We start from the raw sequence: 24,840 nt of genomic DNA, 5'->3' as shown, positions 1-24,840 counted from the left end.
AGTTTTTCGCCGCAGAGTCCCCCGTCATGGGGGCGCTTCGGCTGCCGGCCGGATCAGGCCAGCAGCGACGGCTTCAGCTGCTGCAGCCGGCCCAGCAGGCCGTTGATGAAGGACGGGGACTCGTCCGTCGAGAGCGTCTTGGCCAGCGCCACCGCCTCGCTCACAGCGACGCCGTCGGGGACGTCGTCGTTGTAGAGCAGTTCCCAAGTGCCCACGCGCAGGATGATGCGGTCCACGGACGGCATCCGTTCCAGCGACCAGCCCTGCGAGTAGGTTTCCAGGAACTCGTCGATGGCGGCCTGGTGTGAGACCACACCCTCGACGATCTCCAGGGTGTAGGGGTTGATGACCTGATCCGTCTGTTCACGACGGGAGCGCAGCACATCGAATGCGGAGACGGAACGCTGTTCCGCCTCGAAAAGAACATCCAGGGCCCTGCTGCGGGCCTTACCGCGGGCGCTCACTAGTCGTTGACCCGGCCAAGGTAGCTGCCGTCGCGGGTGTCGACCTTAACTTTGGTGTTGTTCTCGACGAACAGCGGCACCTGGATCTCGTAGCCGGTTTCCAGGGTGGCGGGCTTGGTGCCGGCGGAGGAGCGGTCGCCCTGCAGGCCCGGCTCGGTGTAGGTGATTTCCAGCACGACGCTCGGCGGCAGTTCGATGTAGAGCGGGTTGCCCTCGTGGATGGCGATGTTGACCATCTGGTTCTCAAGCATGAAGTTGGTGGCGTCGCCGACGGTGGCGGCCGGCACGGTCAGCTGGTCGAAGTCCGAGGTGTCCATGAAGACGAAGTCGGCGCCGTCCTGGTACAGGTACTGGTAGTCGCGGCGGTCCACGGTGGCGGTCTCGATCTTGAGGCCGGCGTTGAAGGTCTTGTCGACAACCTTGCCGGACATGACGTTACGCATCTTGGTGCGGACGAAGGCGCCGCCCTTGCCGGGCTTGACGTGCTGGAATTCGATGATGTTCCAGAGCTGGCCTTCCAGCTTCAGCACGGTTCCGTTCTTGATGTCGTTGGTCGTTGCCACAGTATCCTCAGGTTTCGTCAATGGCCGGTCTAAGCCGCCAGCCGTGTATGCCATGCGGGCGCGCCCAATGGGCGGCTCCGCGCGTGTTTTTCAAAAATCCAAGATCCATTCTACCGGCTTTACGGATGCAGTGCCGGACGGGGTCCCTCAGGAGGCCAGGTCCAGCACGTCCCGGGCGCGCTGCAGGGCCACGGTTGAGGAGTAGATCAGGGCCGCGTCGGCGGCGCCGGCCACCCGGAGGTCCAGGGCCTTGGCGAAGGACTCGACGGCGGCGGCGGTGTTGCCGGCGGCGAAGTAGGAGCGGCCCAGGTGCTGCCGGACGGAGGCCTCCTCGGGGGTGCCCTGCGCCTCGGCCAGCAGCTGCCGGTAGAGTTCGACGGCGCGGTCGGAGCGGTGCGAGACGCGCAGCACCTCCGCCTCGAACATCCGGAGCCGGAAGGAATCGGGGTCCTTGTACCGGGCCTCGGCGAGCAGCTCGGCCGCCTCCCCGGGGTGGCCCTCGACGAGCCGGACGAAAATCAGGTCGGTTGGGTCCTGCGACGCGGCGAGGGCGTCGGCGCAGGCCTCCTCGTTGACCAGTTCCGGCATGAGCGTGCGCGGGTTGATCCGGATGCCGGGGAACCCGGCGTCCGGCCACTCGCTGGTGCCGCCGTTGTCTCTGATCATCAGGAGGCAATCTCCTGGTAGGCGGCGAAAAGCAGCGAGGTGTCTGGGACATCGAGGATCCCCGGGCGTCCGACGCCGTCGAGCACCACGAAGCGCAGCAGGTCGCCGCGGGACTTCTTGTCCCGGCGCATCCCGTCGAGCAGCGCCTGCCAGCGGTCGCGTCGGTAGGTGGTGGGCAGGCCGAGGCTTTCCAGGATGCTCCGGTGCCGGTCGAAGTCGGCGTCGCTGAGCCGGCCCACGCTGCGGGCCAGTTCCGCGGCGAACATCATGCCCACGGACACGGCGGCGCCGTGCCGCCAGGAGTAGCGCTCGGCGAGTTCGATCGCGTGGCCCAGGGTGTGGCCGTAGTTCAGGATTTCGCGCTGTCCGGTTTCCTTGAGGTCCTCGGAGACCACGCGGGCCTTGACCGTGATGGCGCGTTCGATCAGTTCCCGCAGGACCTCCGAGCGCGGATCGGTGGCGGCCTCGGGGTCCTTCTCGATCAGGTCGAGGATGGCCGGGTCGGCGATGAAGCCGCACTTGATCACCTCGGCGAGACCGGAGATGATCTCGTTCTTCGGCAGCGTGTCCAGGGTGTCCAGGTCGGCCAGGACGCCGGCGGGCGGGTGGAACGCGCCCACCAGGTTCTTGCCCTCGGCGGTGTTGATCCCGGTCTTGCCGCCGACGGCGGCGTCCACCATGCCGAGCAGGCTGGTGGGCATGTGAACCACTTTGATGCCGCGCAGCCACGTGGCGGCGACGAAGCCCGCGAGGTCGGTCACCGCTCCCCCGCCGACGGCGACAATCGCGTCCGAGCGGGTGAAGTCGTTCTGGCCGAGCACCTGCCAGCAGAAGGAGGCGACCTCGATGTGCTTGCCTTCTTCGGCGTCGGGGATTTCCGCGGTCAGGGCGGTGAAGCCGGCGGTGCCGAGTTCCTCGCGGACGGCGTCGCCGGTGAGCCGCAGGGCGCGCGGGTGGATGACCAGGACGCGCTTGACCCGCTCCCCCAGCAGCGCCGGGAGGCCGGCGAGCAGGCCGCGGCCGACGACGACGTCGTAGTTCTCCGACGCCGACTGGCCGGTGACGGGGATGGTGGTTGATTCGTTGCTCACAGTTCCACTTTCTTTGTTGCCGCCGGGGCCGCCGCGGCGGTGCCGGCGGGGCGCCGGAGCGCATCTTCAAGTCGGTGTGCCAAGTCCGCGACGCTGCCGTGACGGACGTCGAGGACGATGTCGGCGAGGCGTTCGTAGACCGGTTGGCGGGTGGCAAAAAGGGTCCGCCACCGTTCCATGGCGTCCCCTGCCAACAGCGGCCGGCCGGAGTTCCGGGCGATCCGGTCCGCCACGGTGTTAGCGTCGCATTCGAGGTAGACCACGGTGCAGCCGGCGAGCAGCTGCTGGGTGCCCGAGTCCAACACTGCGCCGCCGCCGAGGGAGATGACGGTCGGCGATTCGGCCGCTTCCTCCACGGCACGGGACACGGCCCGGGCTTCCATCTCACGGAAGGCGCACTCGCCACGGCTCGCGAAGATGTCCGCGATGGCACCGTGCTGGCTGACCACCTCGGCGTCGGTGTCGATGAACCGGGCGCCGAGGTGCTGGGCCAGCTGCTGGCCGATCGCGGACTTGCCGACGGCCATCGGCCCGATCAGGACGATCGGGGCCCGGCTGCCGGCCTGCCGGCGCGGCGTTCCACTGGCAGGCACTAGTGGCCGATCGAGTCCAGGGACGCCGGGATGTTGTCCAGGTAGCCCTTGAGGTTGCGGGCGGTCTCGGCAACCGAGTCACCGCCGAACTTTTCGGCCACGGCCTCGGCCAGGACCAGTGCCACCATGGCCTCGGCGACGACGCCGGCGGCCGGGACCGCACAGACGTCGGAGCGCTGGTGGTGGGCCTTGGCGGCCTCGCCCGTGGCGACGTCGACGGTCTTGAGCGCCCGGGGCACGGTGGCGATCGGCTTCATGGCGGCGCGCACGCGCAGCACGTCGCCGATGCTCATGCCGCCCTCGATCCCGCCGGCGCGGTTGGACGTGCGGATGATCCGGCCATCGGAGTCCTTGACGATCTCGTCGTGGGCGGCCGAGCCCCGCCGGGAGGCCGTGAGGAAGCCGTCGCCGACCTCGACGCCCTTGATCGCCTGGATGCCCATCAGGGCGGCGGCGAGGCGGGAGTCCAGCCGGCGGTCCCAGTGGACGTAGCTGCCCAGTCCCGGCGGCAGGCCGTAGGCGAGGACCTCGACGACGCCGCCGAGGGTTTCGCCCTCCTTGTGGGCGGCGTCGACCTCGGCGACCATGGCGTCGGAGGTTTCGCGGTCGAAGCAGCGCAGCGGGTCCGAGTCGAGGGCCAGCACGTCCGAGGGCACCGGAAGGGGCTTGCCCTCCGGGACGGAGACGGTGGCGATGGAGACGGTGTGGGAGACCAGTTCGATGCCGAGCTGGGAGAGGTAGGCGGCGGCCACCGAGCCGAGGGCCACGCGGGTGGCGGTCTCGCGGGCGCTGGCGCGCTCCAGGACGGGGCGGGCCTCGTCGAAGCCGTACTTCTGCATCCCGGTGAAGTCGGCGTGGCCGGGGCGGGGCCGGGTCAGCGGGGCGTTGCGGGCCTGGTCCGCGAGGGTCTCCGGGTCCACCGGGTCCGCGGACATGACCTGTTCCCACTTGGGCCATTCGGTGTTGCCCACCTGGATGGCGATGGGGCCGCCCTGGGTCAGGCCGTGGCGGACACCGCCAAGGATGCTGACCTCGTCCTGTTCGAACTTCATTCGGGCGCCGCGGCCGTAGCCGAGCCGGCGCCGGGCAAGCGCCTCGACGATCCGGGGACTGCTGAGTTCGACGCCGGCGGGGACGCCTTCAATAATTCCGACCAGTGCCGGGCCATGGGATTCACCGGCGGTCAACCAACGCAACATAGCTTCCATCCTGCCATGTGCGGCACTTAGAACACCCGTCGAGGTGCCCCTACTGCGTCACACATCACATCTATGACTTCGGCGGGCATCGGCCCGTCGACGGCTGCGAAAAGCCGGACCTGTTCGATCGCCTGGTAGAGCAGCATTTCCAGGCCGGGGACCACGCTTCCGCCACCCACGGTCCACGCCGCGGCGATCCGGCTGGGCCACGGGTCGTACGCGGCATCGAGCAGGATGCCAGGCGTCGCGGCGCCGGCGGCGGCGAGGTCCGCTCCGGTTCCGTCCGCGGCGCGCGGCGGCAGGGTGGAGACGACGACGTCGTAGCCGGGGAGTTCAAGGGCGGCCGCCGTCAGGGGCCGGAACTGCAGGTCGATGCCGACGCCGGCGGCGGCGGCGCGCACCTCGGCGGCCCGGACCGCGTCGCGGACGAAAACCGTGGCCGAGGCGGTGCCAAGGTCGCGGAGGGCGGCGACGGCGGCCGCGGCGGTCCCGCCCCCGCCCAGCACGGCGGCGGACGGCGCATCAGGGGCGCCGGCGTAGCGGAGGGCGTTGACGATTCCGGCGACGTCCGTGTTGTACCCGACGAGGCGCGGACCTGCATGCCCGGGCTCAAACGTCACGGTGTTGACCACACCGAGGGCCTCCCCCACGCCGCGGACCTCGTCCACGGCCGCGGCCATGGCGGCCTTCAGCGGCATCGTCACCGAGAGCCCCCGCCAACTGTCCTCAGCGTGGACCGTCGAGAGGAACCCGGGCAGGGCGTCGACGGTGACGTCGATCGCCTCGTAGCCGATGTCCACGCCGAGCGCCGCGTAGGCGGCCCGGTGCAGGGCCGGGGACTTCGAATGCCCGATGGGGTGGCCGAGGACGGCCGCCCGTCCGGTCACACGCAACGGTTCGGGTTGGCGCTGCACCAGGCGTTGTACTTGGCCACGTTGACGTTGTGCTCCGCCAGCGTCTTGGCGAACAGGGTCTCCTTGGTGTCCAGGTTGACCGTCACCCAGTAGAGGTAGTCGTTCGTCTTCGGCTTGGCGGCGGCGTCGATGGCGGTCTTGCCCGGCGAGCCGATCGGACCGGCGGGCAGGCCCTGGTTGGCGTAGGTGTTGTACGGGTTGGACTTGTCCGCCTTCTGCGCCTCATCGATGTGGAAGCTGCGGATGCCCAGGCCGTAGGTGACGGTGGCGTCGGACTGGATCAGGCCGCCGGTCTCCGTGTTGTTCGGCTTGAGGCGGTTGTAGATGGCGCCGGCGACGTCACCGTACTCGGCCTGGCCGCCCTCGGCCTGGACGATGCTGGCGACGGTCAGGACGTCGTACTGCTTGGCCGGGTCGGTGATGCCCTGGGCCTTCAGCTCGTCCAGGGTGCTGCCGACCAGTTTCGTCAGGACGTCCTTGGCGGAGGTGCCCAGCGGGAAGCGGTATTCGCCGGGGAACAGGAAGCCTTCAAGATTCTTGGCCTTCGCGGGAACGCCGAACTGTGCCGGGGAGTCGCTGAGCGCCTTGAGCTCGGGGACCGGCACGCCGGTGCCTTCGGAGATGGCCTGCAGGGATTCGTTGATGCGCATGCCGGCGCTGAGGGCAAAGTACATGACCTTGCCGCTGCCCTTGTTCAGCAGGATGTTGACGGCATCGGTGTTGTTCATTTCCTTGCGCATGCTGAAGGTGCCCGGGGTGAGGGCCCCGCCAGCAGCCACGAAGGCCTTGACAAAGTTGTCCGGGTTGGCGATGACCTGCTTGGCCTGCAGGTCCGCGGCCACGGACTTGGGGCCTGCGCCGGCGGGCACGGTGATGGTGACCTCGCCGGTGCCGGGGCCCGGGTAGTCCGCCACGGTGTTGCCGCCGAGCAGCGGCTTGATGAACTGGGCGCCGACGACGATTGCGACGACGAAGACGGCGAGGGTCAGGACCAGGGCCAGGAAGCGGCGGCGGCGCCGGACCTTCTTGGACGGGCCCTTGGCGACGGGGATGCCCGCGGCGCCGATCAGGTCGCGGCCGTGCTCCTCTTCGTCGTGGTGGTCTTCGAGGGGGTGCTCGGCGTAGGCCGCGTCGTCGTGGTGCTCGTCGTAGTAGCCGGCGCCGTCGGCGGGGTGGCCGTACTGCAGGGCGTCGGCGCGGCGGAGGGTTTCCTCGCGGGAGAGGCCGCCGGCGTATTCGTGGACGGGCTCGTGGGCCGCGTCGTCGTGCAGCTCGTGGGCCGGCTCCTCGTGGGCGGCCTCTGCGAAGGCGGGAGCCGCGTAGCCGGCGTCGTGGTGCGCCTCCTCGGCGGGCACGGGCTCGACATGGACGGGCTGCTGGGCCGGTTCGTGCACGGGCACCTGGTCGGTGTGCGCGTCGTGGACCGGCGCTTCGTGGACCGGTTCCTCATGTACGGGCTCGGCGTGGACCGGTTCCTCATGTACGGGCTCGGCGTATACGGGCTCCTGGCGCACGGGTTCCTGGACCGGTTCGTGCACGGGCTCCTGGCGGGACGGCACCTCGGGGCCGGCCTGCTCCTCCTGGCCCGTGACATAGGCCTGCGGCGGGACGACTTCGTGGTTCTGGGTGGCCAGGAACTTCTCCTGGGCCCGGATTTCCTTGCGCGTCAGCGGGCGGTCTGCGCCGCCAGTGGCAAAACCAGAGGACTCGTCATTGTTGACCGGGCTCACTGTAGCCTTCCATTTCGGGCAGAATGCGTTGTGCAGAATGCGCGTTTAAGTCCGGGGCGGCCTGAGCGCCGCCACCGGTCGGCCCCGGCTGCGGGTCCGCGCTGACGCGGCGACCCACTTCCGTCCCCCTGGCCTTTTGCATATCGATTGCGTGTTGCAGTATCCCTGCGGCCGCAACCTGATCAACCACTTTACGATGGTCGCGGCTGCTCATGCCAGCTTGGTGCAGGTCCCGGTGCGCTGAAACGGTGCTCAGTCGCTCGTCAACCAGCCAGACGGGAATGTCGGCGTCGGCCGCCCGCAGGGTACTGACCAGTAGCTTTGCATAGTCGGAAGCCATTGTCGCGGAGGCGTGCTCTTCCCCCTTCATGGTGCGGGGCAAGCCGACAAAAATTTCGACGACGTCCCGCTCCAGCGCCTCCCGGACCAGGATCTTGACGTCCGAGGCCTTCTTGGCGTCGCGCTTGAGCGTCCGGAGCGGGGTGGCGAGGATGCCGTCAGGGTCGCACACGGCCACCCCCACGCGGACGGTGCCGACGTCTACCCCGAGCTTTACGCCCCGGAGATAGCCGCCGGGCACCATAGCGTCAACCATCCGCGGCCTTTAGCGCTTGGTAATGGCGTCGACGACGGCGGTCAGCGCAGCGCTGACCTTGCTGGCGTCGGTACCGCCGCCCTGGGCGACGTCGTCCTTGCCGCCGCCGCCACCGCCGAGGATGCCGGCGGCCACGCGGACCAGGGCACCGGCTTTGACGCCGGCCTCGCGGGCGGCCTCATTGGTGGCCACCAGGATCACCGGGCGGTCGTTGCTGACGCCGGCCACCGCGACGGCCGCGGCGTCGGAGCCGAGACGGGTGCGCAGGTCCAGGGCCAGGCCGCGCAGGTCTTCCGCGCCGCCGATCTGGCCGGCGTCGTGGGCGATGACCTTGACGCCCGAGGCGTCCTTGGCGGTGCCCACCAGCTGCGCGGCGGCGGCGGTGAGCTGCTCCTTGCGGAGACGCTCGAGTTCCTTCTCGGTGGCCTTGAGCTTGGCGAGGGTGCCGGCGATTCGCTCGGTGAGCAGGCCTGAGGGCACCTTGAGCATGTCGGTGAGCTCGGTGACCAGGGCGCGTTCGGCGGCCAGGTGCCGGAAGGCGTCCATGCCGACGAAGGCCTCGACGCGGCGGTTGCCCGAGCCGACGGACTGCTCACCCAGCAGCGACAGGCTGCCGATCAGGGAAGTGTTGGACACGTGTGTGCCGCCGCAGAGCTCGCGGGACCAGGCTCCGTCGATCTCCACGACCCGGACCTCGTTGCCGTAGTTCTCGCCGAAGAGCGCCATGGCGCCGAGGGCCTTCGCCTCGGCCAGGCCCATGATCTTGGTCTCGACCTGGTAGTTGTTGCGGATGGCGATGTTGGCGACCTCCTCGATCTCCGAGCGGGTGGCCGTGCTCAGGCCCTCGCCCCAGGAGAAGTCGAAGCGGAGGTAACCGGCCTTGTTGAAGGAGCCGCGCTGCAGCGCCTCCGGCCCGAGGATCTGGTGCAGGGCGGCGTGCACGATGTGCGTGCCCGTGTGTGCCTGCTCGGCTGCGTGCCGGCGTTCGCGGTCGACGGCGGCGAGGACGCGGGCGTCGGCGCCGATTTCACCCTCGCGGACAATCGCCTTGTGGACGCTGAGGCCCTTGATGGGGCGCTGCACATCGAGGACCTCGACGACGAAGCCGTCGCCCGTGATCAGGCCGGTGTCGGCAGCCTGACCGCCGGCCTCGGCGTAGAACGGGGTCTCGGCCAGGACGAGCTCGATCTCCTCGCCGGTGGCGGCGTGGCCCACCTTGCGGCCGTTGGCAAGGATGCCGCGGACCGTGGACTCGCCGGCGAGCTCGGTGTAGCCGGTGAAGACGGTCTCACCCGCGGTCAGGAGCTCCTGGAAGGCGCTCATGTCCGCGTGGGCGCCCTTCTTGCCCTTGGCGTCGGCCTGGGCGCGCTGGCGCTGTTCCAGCATGAGCTTGCGGAACTCGGGCTCGTCGACCTTGAGGCCGGCCTCCTCGGCCATTTCCAGGGTCAGGTCGATCGGGAAGCCGTAGGTGTCGTGCAGGGTGAAGGCGTCGGCGCCGGAGAGCGGGCGGCCGGCGGACTTGGATTCCTTGACCGCGTCCTCCAGCCGGGCGGTGCCGGAGGCGATGGTGCGCAGGAACGCCTTCTCCTCGGCGTAGGCGATCCGGCTGATCCGGTCGAAGTCGGTCTCCACGATCGGGTAGACGCCCTTCATGGCGTCGCGGGAGGCCGGGAGCAGCTCGGGCAGGCAGGCCTTCTCGACGCCCAGCAGGCGCATGGAGCGGACGGCGCGGCGGATCAGGCGGCGCAGCACGTAGCCGCGGCCCTCATTGGAGGGGGTGACGCCGTCGGCGATCAGCATCAGTGCCGAGCGGATGTGGTCGGCGACGACGCGCATGCGGACGTCGTCGGTGTGGTGCGGGTCCTCGGGGGTTTCGGCGGAGGTGTAAGCCTTGCCGGAGAGCTCTGCGGCCTTGTCGATCACGGGGCGGACCTGGTCCGTCTCGTACATGTTCTCGACGCCCTGCAGGATCATCGCGAGGCGTTCCATGCCGAGGCCTGTGTCGATGTTCTTCTTGGGCAGTTCCCCGGTGATGTCGAAGTCCACCTTGGAGCGGACATTGTCGATCTGGTACTGCATGAAGACGAGGTTCCAGATCTCGATGTACCGGGTCTCGTCGGCCAGCGGGCCGCCCTCGATGCCGTAGGCGGGGCCACGGTCATAGTAGATCTCGGAGCAGGGGCCGGCGGGGCCGGGCTGGCCGGTGGACCAGTAGTTGTCCGACTTGCCCATCCGCTGGATTCGCTCGGCCGGGACGCCGGTGTTCTTCAGCCAGAGTTCCTTGGCCTCGTCGTCCTCTTCGTAGACGGTGACCCAGAGGCGCTCCGGCGGCAGGCCGTAGCCGCCGTCGTCGACGCCGGTGGTCAGCAGCTCCCAGGCGAACTTGATGGCGTCTTCCTTGAAGTAGTCGCCGAAGGAGAAGTTGCCGCACATCTGGAAGAAGGTGCCGTGGCGGGCGGTCTTGCCCACCTCTTCGATGTCGCCGGTGCGGATGCACTTCTGGATGCTGGTGGCACGCGAGTAGGGCGGCTCCTCACGGGCGGTGAGGTACGGGATGAACGGGACCATGCCGGCCACCGTGAACAGCAGGGAGGGGTCGCTGGAGACCAGGGAGGCGGAGGGCACGGCGGTGTGTCCCTTGCTGACAAAAAAATCGATCCAGCGCTTGGTGATCTCCTGCGACTTCATAACCTGGTTACTAACCCTTCAATAATTCTTTACAACGTAGGTGGCGACGCACCGGTGGCATCGGGTGGTTCGGGGGTGGCGGGCGGCCTAGCGGCGCAGCGCGTCCCGGGCGGGGGCGGAGGCGTCGTCTACTCCCAGCGCTGAACGCAGTTCGCTCTCGCGGTCGCGCATGCCGGTGCGGACGGCGTCGGCGAAGTCGTAGACGCTGTCGGCCAGGCGGCCCACGGCGCGGTTCATGCCTTCGGGGCCCAGCGCGGTCTGCGCCTGGGTGATTTTACGGAAGGCGATGACGCCGACGGCGACGCCGATGCCCATCCAGAGAATCCTGTTCATGTCAGCTTCTTTCAGCGGGAGCGGGCCGGGTCAGCGGCTGCGGCGGCCGGAGGAGGGCTTCTTGCGCGCGGAGAACGCCGAGCGCACGCCGTAGCTGAAGGCGGCGACCTTGATCAGCGGCGAGCCCACGGTGGCCGCGACCAGGGAGGACAGGGCGGAGAGGTTCGCGGAGGCGTCGGAGACGTTGGCTGCGATCCCGTCCACCTTCTTCAGCTGCTGGTTGGTGGTGGAGACGGTGGCGGTGACTTCATCCATGAGCGGGGTGGCGCCGTCGCTGAGCGAGCGGATGGTGCTGCGCACCTCGTCGAATACTCCCCCGAGCTTCAGGATCGGCACGGCGAGCAGCAGGACCAGGAGTGCAAACACCCCGGCCGCGATCAGGCCGGCAATATCGCCACCAGTCATAGACGTTCATCTCCTTGAAACTCCGTGGATTACTGCGGGGCCGCTCCGCCATAATGTGTGGCCGCGGACTCCCTCAAGTACCTTACCTACAAAGAAGCCCGCGGCGCTTGCCACGGGCTTCTTTGTAGGTCTCGCGTTGGATCTAGCGTGCGTAGAATTCCACGACGAGCTGCTCTTCGCAGGTCACGGGGATTTCGGAGCGCTTCGGGCGGCGAACCAGGCGTGCCTGCAGGGACTCGAGCTTGACGTCCAGGTAGGCGGGAACCATCGGCAGGACATCGCGGTGCGCGCCTGCTGCTGCCACCTGGAACGGAGGCATGGTTTCGCTGCGGCTGTGGACGTGGACCAGCTGGCCCTCGCCGACGCGGAACGACGGGCGGTCAACGCGGACGCCGTCAACCATGATGTGGCGGTGCACAACCATCTGGCGGGCCTGGGCGATCGTGCGGGCGAAGCCGGCACGCAGCACGAGGGCGTCGAGACGCATTTCGAGCAGTTCGATCAGGTTTTCACCGGTCAGGCCCTTGGTGCGGCGTGCTTCTTCGAAGGCACGGGTCATCTGGGCTTCACGGATGCCGTACTGGGCGCGCAGACGCTGCTTTTCACGCAGACGAACGGCGTAGTCGGAGTCCTGCTTCTTGCGGGCACGGCCATGCTCACCGGGGCCGTACGGGCGGCGCTCCATGTACTTGGCGGCCTTGGGGGTCAGAGCAATGCCGAGTGCGCGCGAGAGGCGTGCGGTACGGCGAGCACGAGTGTTGTTAGCCACTTGTGTCCTTCCAATATCTGCGGTGTGTCAGTGTTACTGGCCTCCACGATGGAGAGCATCGGCCAACCGCTGCCTTTTGCTACTGGGCGCAGAGCCAACCCGCAGAGCATCATGACAGCCGAAACTGCCGCGAGTTCAGAGGATTATGCGTCCGTGCCTTGCCAGACAACGTTCAACACTATCACGGCTCAGCCGCCGCGGATGATCTTCCTCAGCCGTTCCAGCCGGGTGGAGATGTCCCGTTCGGCGCCGTTGGCGGTGGGCTGGTAGTAGTTGCGGCCCACCAAGTCATCCGGCGGGTACTGCTGGGTGGCGACGGCGTGCGGGGCGTCGTGGGCGTACTTGTACCCCTTGCCGTGGCCCAGCTGCTTGGAGCCCGGGTAGTGCGCGTCGCGCAGGTGCGCGGGGATGCCGTTGCCCAACCCGGCCCGCACATCGGCGATCGCCTGGTTGATGCCGAGGTAGGCGGCGTTGGACTTGGGCGCGGTGGCCAGGTGCACCACGGCCTCGGCCAGGATGATCCGCCCTTCCGGCATGCCGATCAGCTGCACCGCCTGGGCGGCGGCGACGGCGGTCTGCAGGGCGGTGGGGTCGGCCATGCCAACGTCCTCCGCGGCGGAGATCACGATGCGGCGGGCCACGAAACGGGGGTCCTCGCCGGCCTCCAGCATCCGGGCCAGGTAGTGCAGGGATGCGTCCACGTCGGAGCCACGGATGGATTTGATGAAGGCGCTGGCGACGTCGTAGTGCTGGTCCCCGGCGCGGTCGTAGCGGACCGAGGCGACGTCCAGGGCGCGTTCGGTGTGCTTGAGCTCGATGCTGACGGGCGTGCCGTCGGCCGGGGCACCGTCGACGTCGTCCGCGTCGCCGAACGCGACGCCGGCGGCCGCCTCCAGCGCGGTCAGGGCACGGCGTGCGTCGCCGCCCGAGAGCCGGACGAGGTGCGCCAGGGCCTCCCCCTCCAAAGACACCGAGCCGCCCAGGCCGCGGGGGTCCTCGACGGCGCGCAGCAGCAGGCCCTCGATGTCCGCGTCGGTGAGGGGCTTGAGGGTCAGCAGCAGGGAGCGCGAGAGCAACGGCGAAACCACCGAGAAGGACGGGTTCTCCGTGGTAGCAGCCACCAGGACCACCCAGCGGTTCTCGACGCCGGGCAGCAGCGCGTCCTGCTGTGCTTTGTTGAAGCGGTGGATCTCGTCCAGGAACAGCACCGTGGTGGTCTTGTAGAGGTCCCGGGCGGTCAGCGCCTCGTCCATCACGCGGCGGACGTCCTTGACCCCCGCGGTGATGGCGGAGAGCTCAACGAATTTGCGCCCCGGGCCCTTGGCGATCACGTGGGCCAGGGTGGTCTTGCCCGTGCCGGGAGGGCCCCAGAGGATCAGCGAGCTGGGGCCGGCCGGTCCGGTGGCGTTGCTGCCGGCCGCGAGCTGCCGCAGCGGGGAGCCGTGGCCCAGGAGGTGCTGCTGGCCGACGACGTCGTCCAGGGTCCGGGGACGCATGCGGACGGCCAGCGGACTGCGCGGGGCGGCTCGGCCGGAGCCGCCGTCGCCGGACTCATCGCCGAAGTCGTCGGCGTCGGGGTCGTTGTTCGCGGACGCCTTGTCCTGCCCTGCACCAAAGAGATCATCCACATAGATAGGCTACTTCTAGTTCCGGACGGTCCCCGCACGGCCGCCGGCCGACCTTACGCACCCCGCCCGACCGTTTCCAAGGGAGATCCGCCATGCCCAGCCCCGAGTCCCGCGTGGCCCGCGTCCCCGGGGAGCGGCTGGCCGGCTGGGTGGAGCGCTTCGCGGCCAGTCACGGACATCTTGAGGAATTCGACACCGACGACGGGTTGCTGCTGCGCGCCGCCGATGGTGCCGAGGCGCTCCTGCAGGCACCCTGGCCCGCGGACGGGCGCCCGGGCCGCGGCGACGACGCGATCACCCGGCTGGCCAGTCTGGCAGCGCAACCCCGGCCGCTGGGCCTCGTGCTGGTGCGCCGCGGCGGTTACTCGGTGGCCGTCGTTGCAGAGGGAAGAGTTGTGGCCTCGAAGACCGGCACCCGGCACGTGCAGTCGCGCACGGCCGCCGGCGGCTGGTCGCAGCAGCGCTTCGCCCGGCGCCGGTCCAACCAGGCCGACGCCCTGGTGGAGGCGGTCGCGGCGCACGGGGCCCGGATCTTCGCCGAGCACCGCATCGAGTACCTGGTTCCCGGCGGCGACCGGACCCTGGCGGACCTGGTCCTCGCCGAGCCGGTCCTGAAGCGCTACGCGCCGCTGGCCCGGCCGGCGTTCCTGGATGTTCCGGATCCGCGGGCGGCCGTGCTGAAGAAGGCCGCCGCCGACGCGTGTGCCGTGCGGATCCAGGTCACCGACCCGCCGTCGTAGGCGGGCAGTCGGAGTGGGGGCTATGTCGTCCCGGAGAGTACGCTCTGGGAATCCAGCCAGGGGGCATCGTCCGGTTCACCAGGCGGCCACCTGTCCCATTCCGGAAAAGGGTCCTCCGGCAACCCGGGCAGCAGATTTGCACCGTGTTGTGGCCAGGGATCCGGGGGAACGCTCGCCCCGGCCTCCCACCCGGGCGCCTGGGAGTTGAGCCACTCCACAGCCACGGGGGCCGGTGCCCACTGGGGTGGTTCCCAGTCCTGATGTTCGCTGGCGTACCTCCGGCCGGTGGGCGATGTCCACCCGGGCGGGTGGTTTGCCCCGGCGGGAGTCGGGGTCCAGGCGGTGGTGTGTTTCAGGCGGGGGTGTTTGCGGCAGGGCTGACCCAGGTTTCTGACGCCGGTGCCGCCTCCGTCGGCCCAGGCCAGGAGATGGTCGGCGTCGTTGTCCAGGGAAGCGTTGCTGCAGCCTGGAAATGGACACCTACCGTCGCGGAGCCTGAGCCACTGACGCATTGCCTTCGGAACGCGGTAGCTGGTCCGCCCGATCTCCAACGGGGCACCGTCGCGCGGATCCGTCAGGACCCGGTGAAACGAGTCGGCACCGTCGACTATCAGTCGGCGGGCCATCGACGGTGGGATCGGCCCGTGTCCATCGAGAACAGCCGGTTCCTCGGTGACACCGAGGAGGGCCATCACGGGGACGGTGATCAGGACCTGCGCCCGCGGCACCGGAACCTCCCCGGCGTGCGGGGCGCCGGGTGCTCCATCCTCGGCAGTTTCGGGGCCGGTACGACTGCCGAGCAGCCAGGTCGCCGCAATGTCCGCCCGGAGCTGCGCCAACGTCCGTTGCTCGTCGGGCGCCTGGAGGCTGCGGGCGGCAGCAGTGGTCCGCTCCCAGATGCCCGAAGCGGTGTCGGCGGGAAGGTAGGCCGACAGCCAGGCCATGCCGTCCCGGTCCGGGCAATATTCAACCCGCCGGTTCTCGACGCCTTTGGCATGGCGGGTTTCGATGCTGACCGGGTGGTGGCGTTCGCGCCAGCTGCGTGCCTTGGCCCGGAACCGTCCCGGGACGAGTTCTCCGGCGGGACAACCACGGGCGGGATTGGGTGCATTCGGGTCCAGGAAGTGGGCTTCCAGCTCCGCCGCACCGGCCGGGCTAAGGTTCGCGGTTTCGTCGACCAGGATCCGGGCGTGCTGCCAGGAGATCGTCCCGGCCCGCAGGGCGGCCAGGGTCAGTGGCAGCGCCGCTGTCAGGGCCCGGGCCTCTGAGATCAGGGCACCGGCGGCTCGCTCGCTGACGGTCAGGACGCAGGCGATCTCGGCAACGGTAGACATTTCCCGTGTTGTGCATTCATGAGGTGACCGTGCCGGCGGCGCCAGAGCCTCGGCCGCCCGAGTGTAGTCCGCGATCAGCCGCGCCTTCAGCGCCGCCATCCGGGCTTCCCATCGGGCGGATTCGGCCAGGGCGTGCAGACAGTCGTCGGCCAATTTCCGCAGCGGGTCTGCGGAATCGACGCCGCCATCCAAACCCGCCGCCAGCGCGTCGGCGGACCCGGTGAGGGCCGTCTGGGCCTCCCAGGTTTCCTCCACAAACGCTGCTGCGCCTTCCATAACCTCACAATAGGTCGAGGCACTGACATTTAACGGCGGACCGGGACGACTGTTCGTTGGGTGCGAAAGGCCGGCGACTGGAGATGAATGCGAGGGCACGGAGTCAGGGCCAAATAACCCCCTGCAGACTGACCGTGGTCAGCGGTTAGTCGTCAACATCCGGTCGGGGCTCTGCGGGGGCGGTCCTGCCGGTAGAGGTAGCGGCCGGCCACGGAGAACCCCGCCCGAGCGTAGAGTTCCCGCGCGCCGGTGTTGGCCGCCGTCACCAGCAGCCAGCACTCCCGTCGGCCCCGGGCCTCCGCCTCGCGCAGGAGGGTCCGCAGCACCCGCCCGGCATAGCCGCTGCGCCGGGCATCCGGCCTGGTGGCCATCCCGTAGATCCCGGCCGCCGTGGCCGCGCCGGAATCGCCGTCGTCGGCGGGCAGCGCCAGACGCCCGACGGCCGCGGGCTCCCCGTGCTCGTCCCGCACCAGCGCGTACAGCGACGGGCAGCCCTCCAGGATCGCCCGGGCCACCGGCAGGTTCTCCACCCCGCCCCGGCCGTCGACGCTCCACCAGAGCCGCAGCCATTCCTCCGAGGGGTGGTCCAGCACCTCCACCTCCGACGCGGCAGCAGCCTCCGAGTCTTCGGCGGCCGCACTATGCTCGCGGGTCAGGATCAGCGTCTCGGACTGCCGGGTGAAGCCCTCGGCGTCCAGGACGGCGTTCAGCGGCGCATACCCTGGCCCCTCAAACACCTGGAAGATCAACGGCAGGCGGCGCTCACGGTACCAGCGCCGCGCCTCGGCCAGGCTCCGGCGCAGCGCCTCCGGGTCCTCCCCCGGCTCACGGGGCCAGACGGAATTGGCCCTCTGGGTCACGCCGGAGGCGGCGCGCAGCACCCAGCCGCCGGCCCCGGCACGCTCGGCGGCCGGCCACGCGGCGTCCATCAGCCACTCCAGCTGCGGCACAAGCTCCGGCATTCACGGTCTCCTCCCGGCGGTATCACTGCCCGCCCTCAGTCCACTGAAAAAGCAGCAGCGGCTCCCCGGTGTCCCGGGAAGCCGCTGCTGCAAGCACCTAAAAAGCTACTTGGCGCCGTCGTTCTTCGGGGCCTCGGCCTTCTTGGCCTCGGGCTTGAAGTCGACCCCGGCCTCCTTGCGCTGCTGCGCCGTGATCGGCGCCGGCGCGGCGGTCAGCGGGTCGTAGCCGTTGCCGGTCTTCGGGAAGGCGATGACGTCGCGGATGGACTCCACGCCGGAGAGCAGAGCCACCACGCGGTCCCAGCCGAACGCGATGCCGCCGTGCGGGGGCGCGCCGAACTTGAAGCCTTCGAGCAGGAAGCCGAACTTCTCCTGCGCGTCCTCGTGGGAGAGGCCCATGACCTTGAAGACGCGCTCCTGCACGTCCCCCTGGTGGATACGGATGGAGCCGCCGCCGATTTCGTTGCCGTTGCAGACGATGTCGTAGGCGTAGGCCAGCGCCGTCTCCGGGTCGGTGTCGAAGGTGTCCATGAATTCGGGCTTGGGCGAGGTGAAGGCGTGGTGCACGGCGGTCCACTGGCCCCCGCCGACGGCGACGTCACCGGAGGCGACGGCGGCCGCGGCCGGCTCGAACATCGGGGCGTCGACCACCCAGCAGAAGGCCCAGTCAGCCGGGTTGATCAGGCCGGTGCGGTGGCCGATCTCCACGCGGGCAGCGCCGAGCAGCGCCCGGGACGGGGTCTTCTCGCCTGCGGCGAAGAAGATGCAGTCGCCCGGCTTGGCGCCGACGGCGTCGGCCAGGCCGGCGCGCTCGGTCTCGTTGAGGTTCTTGGCCACCGGGCCGGCCAGCTCGCCGTCTTCCTTGAACAGGACGTAGGCCAGGCCCTTGGCGCCGCGCTGCTTGGCCCATTCCTGCCAGCCGTCCAGGGTGCGGCGCGGCTGGGAGGCCCCACCGGGCATGACGACCGCGCCGACGTAGGGGGCCTTGAAGACGCCGAAGCTGGTGTCCCTGAAGAACTCGGTCAGTTCGGTGAGCTCCTGGCCGAAGCGCAGGTCCGGCTTGTCCGAGCCGTAGCGGGCCATCGCGTCGTTGTAGGTAATGCGCTGGATGGGCGTCGGGATCTCGACGTCGATCAGCTTCCAGAGCGCCTTCACGATGCCCTCGCCGAGGCTGATGATGTCTTCCTGCTCGACGAAGCTGGCCTCGATGTCCAGCTGGGTGAATTCCGGCTGCCGGTCCGCGCGGAAGTCCTCGTCACGGTAGCAGCGGGCGATCTGGTAATACTTCTCGAAGCCACCGACCTGCAGCAGCTGCTTGAACAGCTGCGGCGACTGCGGCAGCGCGTACCAGGAGCCGGGCGCCAGGCGGGCGGGGACCACGAAGTCGCGGGCGCCTTCCGGCGTCGAACGGGTCAGCGTCGGGGTTTCGATCTCGACGAAGCCTTCACCGTGCAGCAGCTCGCGGGCCACCCGGTTCGCCTCGGAGCGCAGGCGCAGGTTCCGGGCGGGGCCGGGGCGGCGGAGGTCCAGGTAGCGGTGCTTCAGGCGGGCTTCCTCGCCGACCTCGACGTGCTCGTCGATCTGGAACGGCAGCGGCTCGGAGGTGTTCAGGACGGTGACCGTCTCGGCGATGACCTCGATCTCGCCGGTGGCCAGCGCCGGGTTCTCGTTGCCCTCGGGACGCTTAGAAACGGTGCCCGTAACCTGCAGGACGTACTCGTTGCGCAGGCCGTGGAAGACCTCTTCCTCACGGACGACGACCTGGGCGACGCCGGACGCGTCGCGCAGGTCCACGAATGCGACACCACCGTGGTCACGACGCCGGCCGACCCAGCCGGCGAGGGTTACGGTTTGTCCAATGTGCTCGGAGCGAAGGGATCCGAGGTCGTGTGTGCGCAGCACAGCTCGCCTTTCAGAAGGAAAACAGGGTGGTATTAAATGGGACCGCTACGGGAACGGTCCCGTCCGAGTTTACCCGTTGGAGAGGCCACCCCCGCCATGGCGCAAGCAATCCCCGAACCCGCCCGGCTGCAGCGCCGGCTGGGCGTGGTCGATTCGACGGCGATCGGGCTGGGGTCGATGCTCGGCGCCGGCGTCTTCGTCGTCTTCTCCCCGGCCGCGGCCCTGGCCGGTCCCTGGCTGCTCGTGGCGGTGGCGGTGGCCGGCGTGGTGGCGTACTGCAATGCGGTGGCCTCCGCCCAGCTGGCGGCCCGGTACCCGTCCAGCGGCGGCACCTATGTGTACGGTCGGCAGCGGCTGGGTGAGTGGCCGGGCTTCCTGGCCGGCTGGGGGTTCGTGACCGGGAAGACGGCGTCCTGCGCGGCGATGGCCCTGACCTTCGGGCACTACGTGGCGCCGGGACTCGCGACGCCGCTGGCGGTGGCCGCCGTCGTCGTCCTGACCGGCGTGAACCTGCTGGGCATCACCCGCACCGCCCTGGTGACCAAGATCCTGCTGGCAGTTGTGCTGGCCACCCTGGCGCTGGTTGCCGTCGCGGCGGCCGCCGGGCCGCACGCCGGCGGCTTCACGGTCATCGACGCCGGCGGGGGCCTCGGGGACGACTCCGCCTGGGGAGTGCTACCCGCGGCGGGGCTGATCTTCTTCGCGTTCGCCGGGTACGCCCGGATCGCGACCCTGGGCGAGGAGGTCAAGGATCCCGCCACGACCATTCCGCGTGCCATCCTCGGCGCGCTGGGCGGCGCGTTCGTGATCTACCTCGGCCTCGCCGCGCTGCTGCAGTGGCAGCTTCCGGCCGGGCAGCTGGCCCGCTCGACGGCGCCGCTGCTGGACGCCGTCGCCGCCTCGCCGCTGCACGGCTTCGCGGCGGTGGTGCAGTTCGGCTCCGCCGCGGCGTGCCTGGGCGCGCTGCTTGCCCTGATCACCGGCGTCGGCCGGACCACCCTGGCGATGGCGCGCGAGCGGGACCTGCCGCCGGTGCTGGCGCGCGTGGGCGGCGGCCACGCGGTCCCGTTCGTCGCCGAACTCACGGTCGCGGCGGTGGCGATCGGGCTGCTGCTGACCTCGAACGTGCTGACCGTGGTCGGGTTCTCCAGCTTCGGCGTGCTGGTCTACTACGCGGTGACCAACGCGGCAGCCTTCACGCTTCCCGAACGGGCGTGGCACGCGCCGCGCTGGCTGAACGTGCTGGGATTCGCCGGCTGCCTGGTGCTGGCGGCCACCCTGCCGACGGCGTCCGTATCCGTCATGGCGGCCCTGCTGGCCGCCGGCGTCGTGGTCCGGCTGCTGGTGCTGCGCCGCCGGCGACGCGCCGCCGGGGCTTAACCCCGGAGGCCCTCAGCGGAAGGACCTAGGCGCGGCTGACCGTCACGTGCAGGTCCTCGTCCGCGGGGGTCCAGGTGGCGGGGTCGGCGTCGACCTGCTCGCCGCTGCGGATGTCCTTGACCTGGTGCTTGCCGTCCTCGTCGGTGAACCAGACGAACGGGATGCCGCGGCGGTCCGCGAACTTGATCTGCTTACCGAACTTCTCGGCCTTCGCGGCGACCTCCGTGGCGATGCCGCGGGCGCGCAGCTGCGCGGCGACGTCCTGCGCGGCGCCCCAGCTCTCGTCAGTGTTCAGCGCCACCAGCACGGCGGTGGGCACGGAGCGGGAGGCCTTCGCGAGGTCCTGACTGAGGATCCGGGAGACCAGGCGGGTGACGCCGATGGAGAGGCCGACGCCGGGGAACGTCCGGTTGCCCTTGCTGGCGAGGGCGTCGTAGCGGCCGCCGGAGCAGATGGAGCCGAGCTGTTCGTGGCCCACCAGGACGGTCTCGACGACCGTGCCGGTGTAGTAGTCCAGGCCGCGGGCGATGCTGAGGTCCGCCACCACCTTGCCGGGCGCGCGCTGTACCGCGGCGGAGATGACCTGTTCGAGTTCGCTCAGGCCCTCCTCGAGGAGGTCATTGCTGACGCCGAGGGCGCGGACCTGCTCGACGAACCCGGTGTCCGGGGTGCGGATCGAGGCCAGGGCCAGGGCGGCGCGGGCCTGCTCGTCGGTGGCGCCGAGTTCGGTCTTCAGCAGTTCGGCCACCTTGTCAGCGCCGATCTTCTCCAGCTTGTCGATGCTGCGCAGCACGCCGGCGGTGTCCGTCAGCCCGATGCCGGTGTAGAAGCCCTCGGCCAGCTTGCGGTTGTTGATCCGGAGCAGGAAGTCGGGGATCGGTAGGGCGCTGAGTGCCTCGGCGATGACCAGCGCGATTTCGACGTCGTAGCGGAACGGCAGGGTTCCGTCACCGACGATGTCGATGTCCGCCTGGGTGAACTCGCGGGCCCGGCCTTCCTGCGGACGCTCGCCCCGCCAGACCTTCTGGATCTGGTAGCGGCGGAACGGGAAGGCGAGGTAACCGGCGTTCTCCACCACGTAGCGGGCAAAGGGGACGGTCAGGTCGAAGTGCAGGGCCAGGGCATTGGGATCGGTCTTCGCCGTCGCCGCGGAGGCCGGGTCGGCGTCGTCGTCCTGCAGCCGGCTGAGCCCGTAGACCTCCTTGTCGATCTCGCCCTTGCGCAGGAGTTGTCCCACGGTTTCCACGGCGCGCGTCTCGATCGAGGAGAAGCCGTGCAGCTCGAAGGTCCTCCGGAGCGTGTCCAGGACATGGAGTTCCACCAACCGCTCCTCGGGAAGCCACTCGGGGAATCCGGACAGGGAGGCGGTGCGTGCCATGGTGGAATTTTCTCCTCTGGTGACGACGGCGGATCCGGCTGCCGCGGCGTCGCCCGCGGACCGGCCAGTCGTGCATAAACTGTGTGCGGCAGTCAGTTTATGCTTTTTCCCGCACGTATCCGTACTTGCGGCCCGACCCCAGGAGGACTTTTGGCGGCGAGTTCACGCAGTGCCCGCGAGGCAAAGCGGCGCGTCCATCAGATGGAGGCCAAGCGCGAGCTGCGCCGGCACCAGGACAAGCGCCGGAAGCGTGACAACATCATCGCCGGTGCCACCGGTGGCGCAGCGCTGGTGCTGGCCCTGGTCCTTCAGCTGACCGTCTTCGCCAGCAACCCCACCGAGGAAGAGTTCAAGGCCGCCGAGGCCGGCCTGAGCACCCCGTCGGCGACGCCGACCCCGGCCGCCAGCAACGGCGAGAACATCCCCAAGCCGGAGACCGCCGCCGGGAAGACCTTCACCGGCGACCTCAAGCTCAACCGCGGCACCCTGGGCGTGGAACTGGACGGGACCAAGGCCCCGCAGGCCGCCGCCGTGTTCAAGTCCCTGGCGGACCAGAACTTCTACGCCGGCGTCAGCTGCCACCGTCTGACCACGGCCGACTCCTTCGGCGTGTTGCAGTGCGGGTCAAAGACCGGCGACGGCGCCAGCGATCCCGCCTATACGTGGGGCCCCTTGGAGAACACCCCCACGGACAACAAGTACCCGGCCGGAACCATCGCGGTGGCCCGCACCGGTAACAACGCCTACGGCAACGGGACACAGTTCTTCATCGTCTACAAGGACACCGTGATTCCGGCCGATTCGGCCGGCGGCTACACCGTGGTGGGCAAGGTGACCTCCGGCCTGGATGTGGTCTCCGGGATCGCTGCGGCCGGCATCAAGCCGGGCACCAGCGCCACGGACGGCGCGCCGGTGGAATCAGTCACGATAGACTCGTTCTCTCTGAAGTAACCAGCCGTGCTCCCGGAGCATCGGTCCCGGTATTTCCCTCCAAGCGAAAGACTTCTAGCGGTGACAGACAGTCAGAAATCCGACGAAACAGTGGCAGCAGCTGCCAGCGAGATTGAATCCGGCGCGCCGGTGACGGAACAGGCTCCCGCGGCGGAGGCCCCCGCGGCTCCGGCTCCGGCGGCCGCACCCCGGCCGGCCCCGCGCCCTGCTCCCTCCCCCGCTGCCTTCGCGGCACGGCCCAAGGCAGCGCCGTCGCCGGCCGCTCCCGCCGTCGCCGCAGCTGCCCCGAGCACCTCGGCCGCCGAGGCCGCCCGCTGGGGCCGGGTGGAGGGTGACGGCCACGTCTTCCTCACCATCGATGGCGCCGAGCACCCGGTGGGCCAGTACCCCGGCGTGAGCGACGACGAGGCGCTGGCGTACTTCGCCCGCAAGTACGACGACGTCGTGGCCCAGATCGTCCTGCTGGAACAGCGCGTCGCGTCCAAGGCCCCCGCCGCGGACATGCAGAAGACCGTTACCCACCTGCGCGAGCAGCTGGCCGAGCGGAACATGGTGGGCGACCTGCGCGCCGCCGAGGGCCGCCTGGACACCCTCTCCGGCCAGATCACCGAACTGGAGAAGTCCGAAAAGGCCGAACACGACGCCGTCCGCGCGGCCGAGCTCGCTGCCCGTGAGGCGATCGTCGCCGAGGCCGAGCAGATCTCCGCGCAGGATCCGTCCCAGGTGCAGTGGAAGACCTCCAGCGCCCGGATGAACGAGCTGTTCGAGAACTGGAAGACCGCCCAGAAGAGCGGCGTCCGGCTCGGCCGCAGCAACGAGGATGCCCTGTGGAAGCGGTTCCGCGCCGCGCGCACGGTCTTCGACCGGCACCGCCGCGCCTACTTCTCCCAGCTGGACAGCAACAACTCCGCCGCCAAGGCCGCGAAGGAGAAGCTGATCGTCGAGGCCGAGGCGCTCTCCTCCTCCACCGACTGGGGCTACGCCGCCGGCGAATACCGCCGCCTGATGGACCAGTGGAAGGCCGCCCCGCGCGCCAGCCGCAAGGACGACGACGCGCTCTGGGCACGCTTCCGCGCCGCCCAGGACGTATTCTTCACGAACCGACAGGCCGCCAACGAGGAAATCGACCAGGAATATGGCGCGAACCTCGTGGTGAAGGAGGCGCTCCTGGCCGAGGCCATCGGGCTGCTGCCGATCACGGACCTCGCCGCCGCCAAGAAGGCACTGCAGTCCATCCGTGACCGCTGGGAGGAAGCCGGCAAGGTTCCCCGCGCCGACATGGGCCGCGTCGAGGCCGGTCTCCGCAAGGTCGAGGACGCCGTCCGGCACGCCGAGGACGAGAACTGGAAGCGCTCCAACCCGGAGACGAAGGCCCGCACCAACAGCGCGCTCTCGCAGCTGGAATCGGCCATCGCCGGTCTGAAGGAGGACCTCGCCAAGGCCGAAAAGGCCGGGGACGAGCGGAAGATCAAGGATGCCCGGGAGGCCCTTGAGGCCCGCCAGGCGTGGCTGGAACAGCTGGAGCGCTCCGCGAACGAACTCTCCTGATACCCCGGGCCCCAGCGGCCCGAACAGGTGTTACCCGGGCCCCGGCCCCGTTATCCACATGACGGGACCGGGGCCTGTTCCATGTCCGGGGACCGCGGCACGATGGCTCAATGACCCTTCCGTTGGCCCCCTCCGTCCCCGCGGGGTTCGACCCGCCAGTGCTGTACTCGCCGGGGCCGCTGTTTTCGTGGGCGGAACTGCAGGCCATGGCGGCCGACGGCGTGCTGACGCGGATCTCCCAGCGCGGCTTCCTGCCGCCCGGGTCCCCGGCCACGCCGCAGCTCCGCGCACGGGCCGCGGCGGCGCTGATCCCGGCCGCCATCCGGCAGCGGGTGGTGGCCGGCCGGATGACAGCGGCCTGGATCTACGGCTGCGCCCGGGAGCCGGACCGGCTGGCGCTCCTGGTGGACGCCAACCGGCGCATCTCCAGCCTCCGCGGCGCCCGGGGCTGCAGCTTCCACGAGACGCGGCTCGGGACCATGGATGTGGTGAGCCTGGGCGGGCTGATGGTCTCCAGCCCGCTGCGCACCGCCGTCGACATCGCCCTGCATGTCCGGCCCGAACACGCCGTGCCAGCGCTCACCGCGTTGCTGGCGGCGCCGGAACTGCCCGTCCGCCTGAACCTGCTGGTCCGGGCCGTCGAGGCCGTGCCGCGGCTGCCGTACAAGAACTCGGCCCTCGCGGTGCTGGAAAGGGTCCGGGAGGGCAGTGGGTAGCCGGTGAGGGCTAGC

At 69.7% G+C, this 24,840-nt stretch carries 23 protein-coding genes; 5 read left to right on the top strand and 18 right to left on the bottom strand.

Features of this window, described 5'->3' with window-relative positions; genetic code table 11:
* Nucleotides 1–53: 53 nt before the first annotated feature.
* The 14 genes from nusB to ACFUCU_RS02150 all read right to left on the bottom strand — a co-directional run bounded on the left by nusB (nucleotide 54) and on the right by ACFUCU_RS02150 (nucleotide 13,638).
* The gene (nusB, locus tag ACFUCU_RS02215; protein ID WP_290257744.1) at nucleotides 54–464 is read right to left on the bottom strand and encodes a transcription antitermination factor NusB; all 411 of its coding nucleotides are present in this window, start codon (nucleotides 462–464) and stop codon (nucleotides 54–56) included.
* A complete protein-coding gene (gene efp / locus ACFUCU_RS02210) occupies nucleotides 464–1,027 on the bottom strand; it encodes an elongation factor P (RefSeq protein ID WP_056739180.1) in 564 nt (187 codons plus the stop codon). The genes nusB and efp overlap by 1 nt, the downstream gene beginning before the upstream one ends.
* 147 nt (nucleotides 1,028–1,174) lie before the next feature.
* Nucleotides 1,175–1,693 (bottom strand): tetratricopeptide repeat protein, encoded by a 519-nt coding sequence (locus ACFUCU_RS02205; RefSeq protein ID WP_377970381.1) that lies wholly within the window; start codon nucleotides 1,691–1,693, stop codon nucleotides 1,175–1,177.
* Complete coding sequence (gene aroB / locus ACFUCU_RS02200; protein WP_377970380.1) at nucleotides 1,693–2,784, bottom strand: 3-dehydroquinate synthase; 1,092 nt, start codon at nucleotides 2,782–2,784, stop codon at nucleotides 1,693–1,695. The genes ACFUCU_RS02205 and aroB overlap by 1 nt, the downstream gene beginning before the upstream one ends.
* Nucleotides 2,781–3,377: a shikimate kinase gene (locus ACFUCU_RS02195; protein WP_377970379.1), complete on the bottom strand. Its 597-nt coding sequence runs from the start codon at nucleotides 3,375–3,377 to the stop codon at nucleotides 2,781–2,783. The genes aroB and ACFUCU_RS02195 overlap by 4 nt, the downstream gene beginning before the upstream one ends.
* A complete protein-coding gene (gene aroC, locus ACFUCU_RS02190) occupies nucleotides 3,377–4,576 on the bottom strand; it encodes a chorismate synthase (RefSeq protein WP_377970377.1) in 1,200 nt (399 codons plus the stop codon). The genes ACFUCU_RS02195 and aroC overlap by 1 nt, the downstream gene beginning before the upstream one ends.
* 26 nt (nucleotides 4,577–4,602) lie before the next feature.
* The gene (locus tag ACFUCU_RS02185; RefSeq protein ID WP_377970376.1) at nucleotides 4,603–5,463 is read right to left on the bottom strand and encodes a shikimate dehydrogenase family protein; all 861 of its coding nucleotides are present in this window, start codon (nucleotides 5,461–5,463) and stop codon (nucleotides 4,603–4,605) included.
* Nucleotides 5,460–7,220, bottom strand: coding sequence for an endolytic transglycosylase MltG (mltG, locus tag ACFUCU_RS02180; RefSeq protein WP_377970375.1), 1,761 nt, complete (start codon nucleotides 7,218–7,220; stop codon nucleotides 5,460–5,462). Before mltG ends, ACFUCU_RS02185 begins: the two co-directional genes overlap by 4 nt.
* On the bottom strand, nucleotides 7,201–7,815 hold the full coding sequence (gene ruvX, locus ACFUCU_RS02175; RefSeq protein ID WP_377970373.1) for a Holliday junction resolvase RuvX: 615 nt from the start codon (nucleotides 7,813–7,815) through the stop codon (nucleotides 7,201–7,203). The genes mltG and ruvX overlap by 20 nt, the downstream gene beginning before the upstream one ends.
* Nucleotides 7,816–7,824: 9 nt before the next feature.
* Nucleotides 7,825–10,503, bottom strand: a complete 2,679-nt coding sequence (gene alaS, locus ACFUCU_RS02170; RefSeq protein WP_377970371.1) for an alanine--tRNA ligase — start codon at nucleotides 10,501–10,503, stop codon at nucleotides 7,825–7,827.
* 87 nt (nucleotides 10,504–10,590) lie between these two features.
* Nucleotides 10,591–10,836 (bottom strand): DUF6167 family protein, encoded by a 246-nt coding sequence (locus tag ACFUCU_RS02165; RefSeq protein WP_377970370.1) that lies wholly within the window; start codon nucleotides 10,834–10,836, stop codon nucleotides 10,591–10,593.
* A gap of 30 nt (nucleotides 10,837–10,866) precedes the next feature.
* Nucleotides 10,867–11,241: a DUF948 domain-containing protein gene (locus ACFUCU_RS02160; RefSeq protein ID WP_290257735.1), complete on the bottom strand. Its 375-nt coding sequence runs from the start codon at nucleotides 11,239–11,241 to the stop codon at nucleotides 10,867–10,869.
* Between the two features lie 142 nt (nucleotides 11,242–11,383).
* On the bottom strand, nucleotides 11,384–12,010 hold the full coding sequence (gene rpsD, locus ACFUCU_RS02155; RefSeq protein ID WP_290257734.1) for a 30S ribosomal protein S4: 627 nt from the start codon (nucleotides 12,008–12,010) through the stop codon (nucleotides 11,384–11,386).
* A 188-nt stretch (nucleotides 12,011–12,198) separates the two neighbouring features.
* Nucleotides 12,199–13,638 (bottom strand): replication-associated recombination protein A, encoded by a 1,440-nt coding sequence (locus tag ACFUCU_RS02150; RefSeq protein ID WP_377970368.1) that lies wholly within the window; start codon nucleotides 13,636–13,638, stop codon nucleotides 12,199–12,201.
* A gap of 92 nt (nucleotides 13,639–13,730) precedes the next feature.
* On the opposite strand from ACFUCU_RS02150, the gene ACFUCU_RS02145 reads away from it, so the two are divergent.
* Complete coding sequence (locus ACFUCU_RS02145) at nucleotides 13,731–14,378, top strand: acVLRF1 family peptidyl-tRNA hydrolase (RefSeq protein WP_377970367.1); 648 nt, start codon at nucleotides 13,731–13,733, stop codon at nucleotides 14,376–14,378.
* Nucleotides 14,379–14,398: 20 nt separating this feature from the next.
* Here the strand turns inward: ACFUCU_RS02145 and ACFUCU_RS02140 are convergent, their stop codons facing one another.
* The 3 genes from ACFUCU_RS02140 to aspS form a co-directional block, all read right to left on the bottom strand.
* Nucleotides 14,399–15,988 (bottom strand): DUF222 domain-containing protein, encoded by a 1,590-nt coding sequence (locus tag ACFUCU_RS02140; protein ID WP_377970366.1) that lies wholly within the window; start codon nucleotides 15,986–15,988, stop codon nucleotides 14,399–14,401.
* A gap of 152 nt (nucleotides 15,989–16,140) precedes the next feature.
* Nucleotides 16,141–16,950, bottom strand: coding sequence for a GNAT family N-acetyltransferase (locus ACFUCU_RS02135; protein ID WP_377970364.1), 810 nt, complete (start codon nucleotides 16,948–16,950; stop codon nucleotides 16,141–16,143).
* Nucleotides 16,951–17,055: 105 nt separating this feature from the next.
* Entirely contained in the window at nucleotides 17,056–18,852 is a 1,797-nt protein-coding gene (gene aspS / locus ACFUCU_RS02130) for an aspartate--tRNA ligase (RefSeq protein ID WP_377970363.1), read from the bottom strand.
* A gap of 96 nt (nucleotides 18,853–18,948) precedes the next feature.
* Here aspS and ACFUCU_RS02125 point away from each other — a divergent pair, with 96 nt between their 5' ends.
* Nucleotides 18,949–20,232 (top strand): APC family permease, encoded by a 1,284-nt coding sequence (locus ACFUCU_RS02125; RefSeq protein WP_377970361.1) that lies wholly within the window; start codon nucleotides 18,949–18,951, stop codon nucleotides 20,230–20,232.
* A gap of 25 nt (nucleotides 20,233–20,257) precedes the next feature.
* Here the strand turns inward: ACFUCU_RS02125 and hisS are convergent, their stop codons facing one another.
* Nucleotides 20,258–21,610 carry a histidine--tRNA ligase gene (gene hisS / locus ACFUCU_RS02120; protein ID WP_377970359.1) on the bottom strand — a complete coding sequence of 451 codons (1,353 nt, stop codon included), beginning with the start codon at nucleotides 21,608–21,610 and terminating at the stop codon, nucleotides 20,258–20,260.
* Between the two features lie 150 nt (nucleotides 21,611–21,760).
* Here hisS and ACFUCU_RS02115 point away from each other — a divergent pair, with 150 nt between their 5' ends.
* From ACFUCU_RS02115 to ACFUCU_RS02105, 3 genes are all read left to right on the top strand, one after another.
* Nucleotides 21,761–22,561, top strand: coding sequence for a peptidylprolyl isomerase (locus tag ACFUCU_RS02115; RefSeq protein ID WP_377970357.1), 801 nt, complete (start codon nucleotides 21,761–21,763; stop codon nucleotides 22,559–22,561).
* A gap of 60 nt (nucleotides 22,562–22,621) precedes the next feature.
* Nucleotides 22,622–24,109, top strand: a complete 1,488-nt coding sequence (locus ACFUCU_RS02110) for a DUF349 domain-containing protein (RefSeq protein ID WP_377970356.1) — start codon at nucleotides 22,622–22,624, stop codon at nucleotides 24,107–24,109.
* A 110-nt stretch (nucleotides 24,110–24,219) separates the two neighbouring features.
* Nucleotides 24,220–24,825: a type IV toxin-antitoxin system AbiEi family antitoxin gene (locus ACFUCU_RS02105; RefSeq protein WP_377970354.1), complete on the top strand. Its 606-nt coding sequence runs from the start codon at nucleotides 24,220–24,222 to the stop codon at nucleotides 24,823–24,825.
* The last annotated feature ends 15 nt before the right edge of the window (nucleotides 24,826–24,840 follow it).

The sequence above is a fragment of the Arthrobacter sp. NPDC057259 genome (assembly GCF_042668995.1).
In the GTDB taxonomy this organism is placed as follows: Bacteria; Actinomycetota; Actinomycetes; order Actinomycetales; family Micrococcaceae; genus Arthrobacter.
This window is presented reverse-complemented; position numbering and strand designations above follow the sequence as displayed.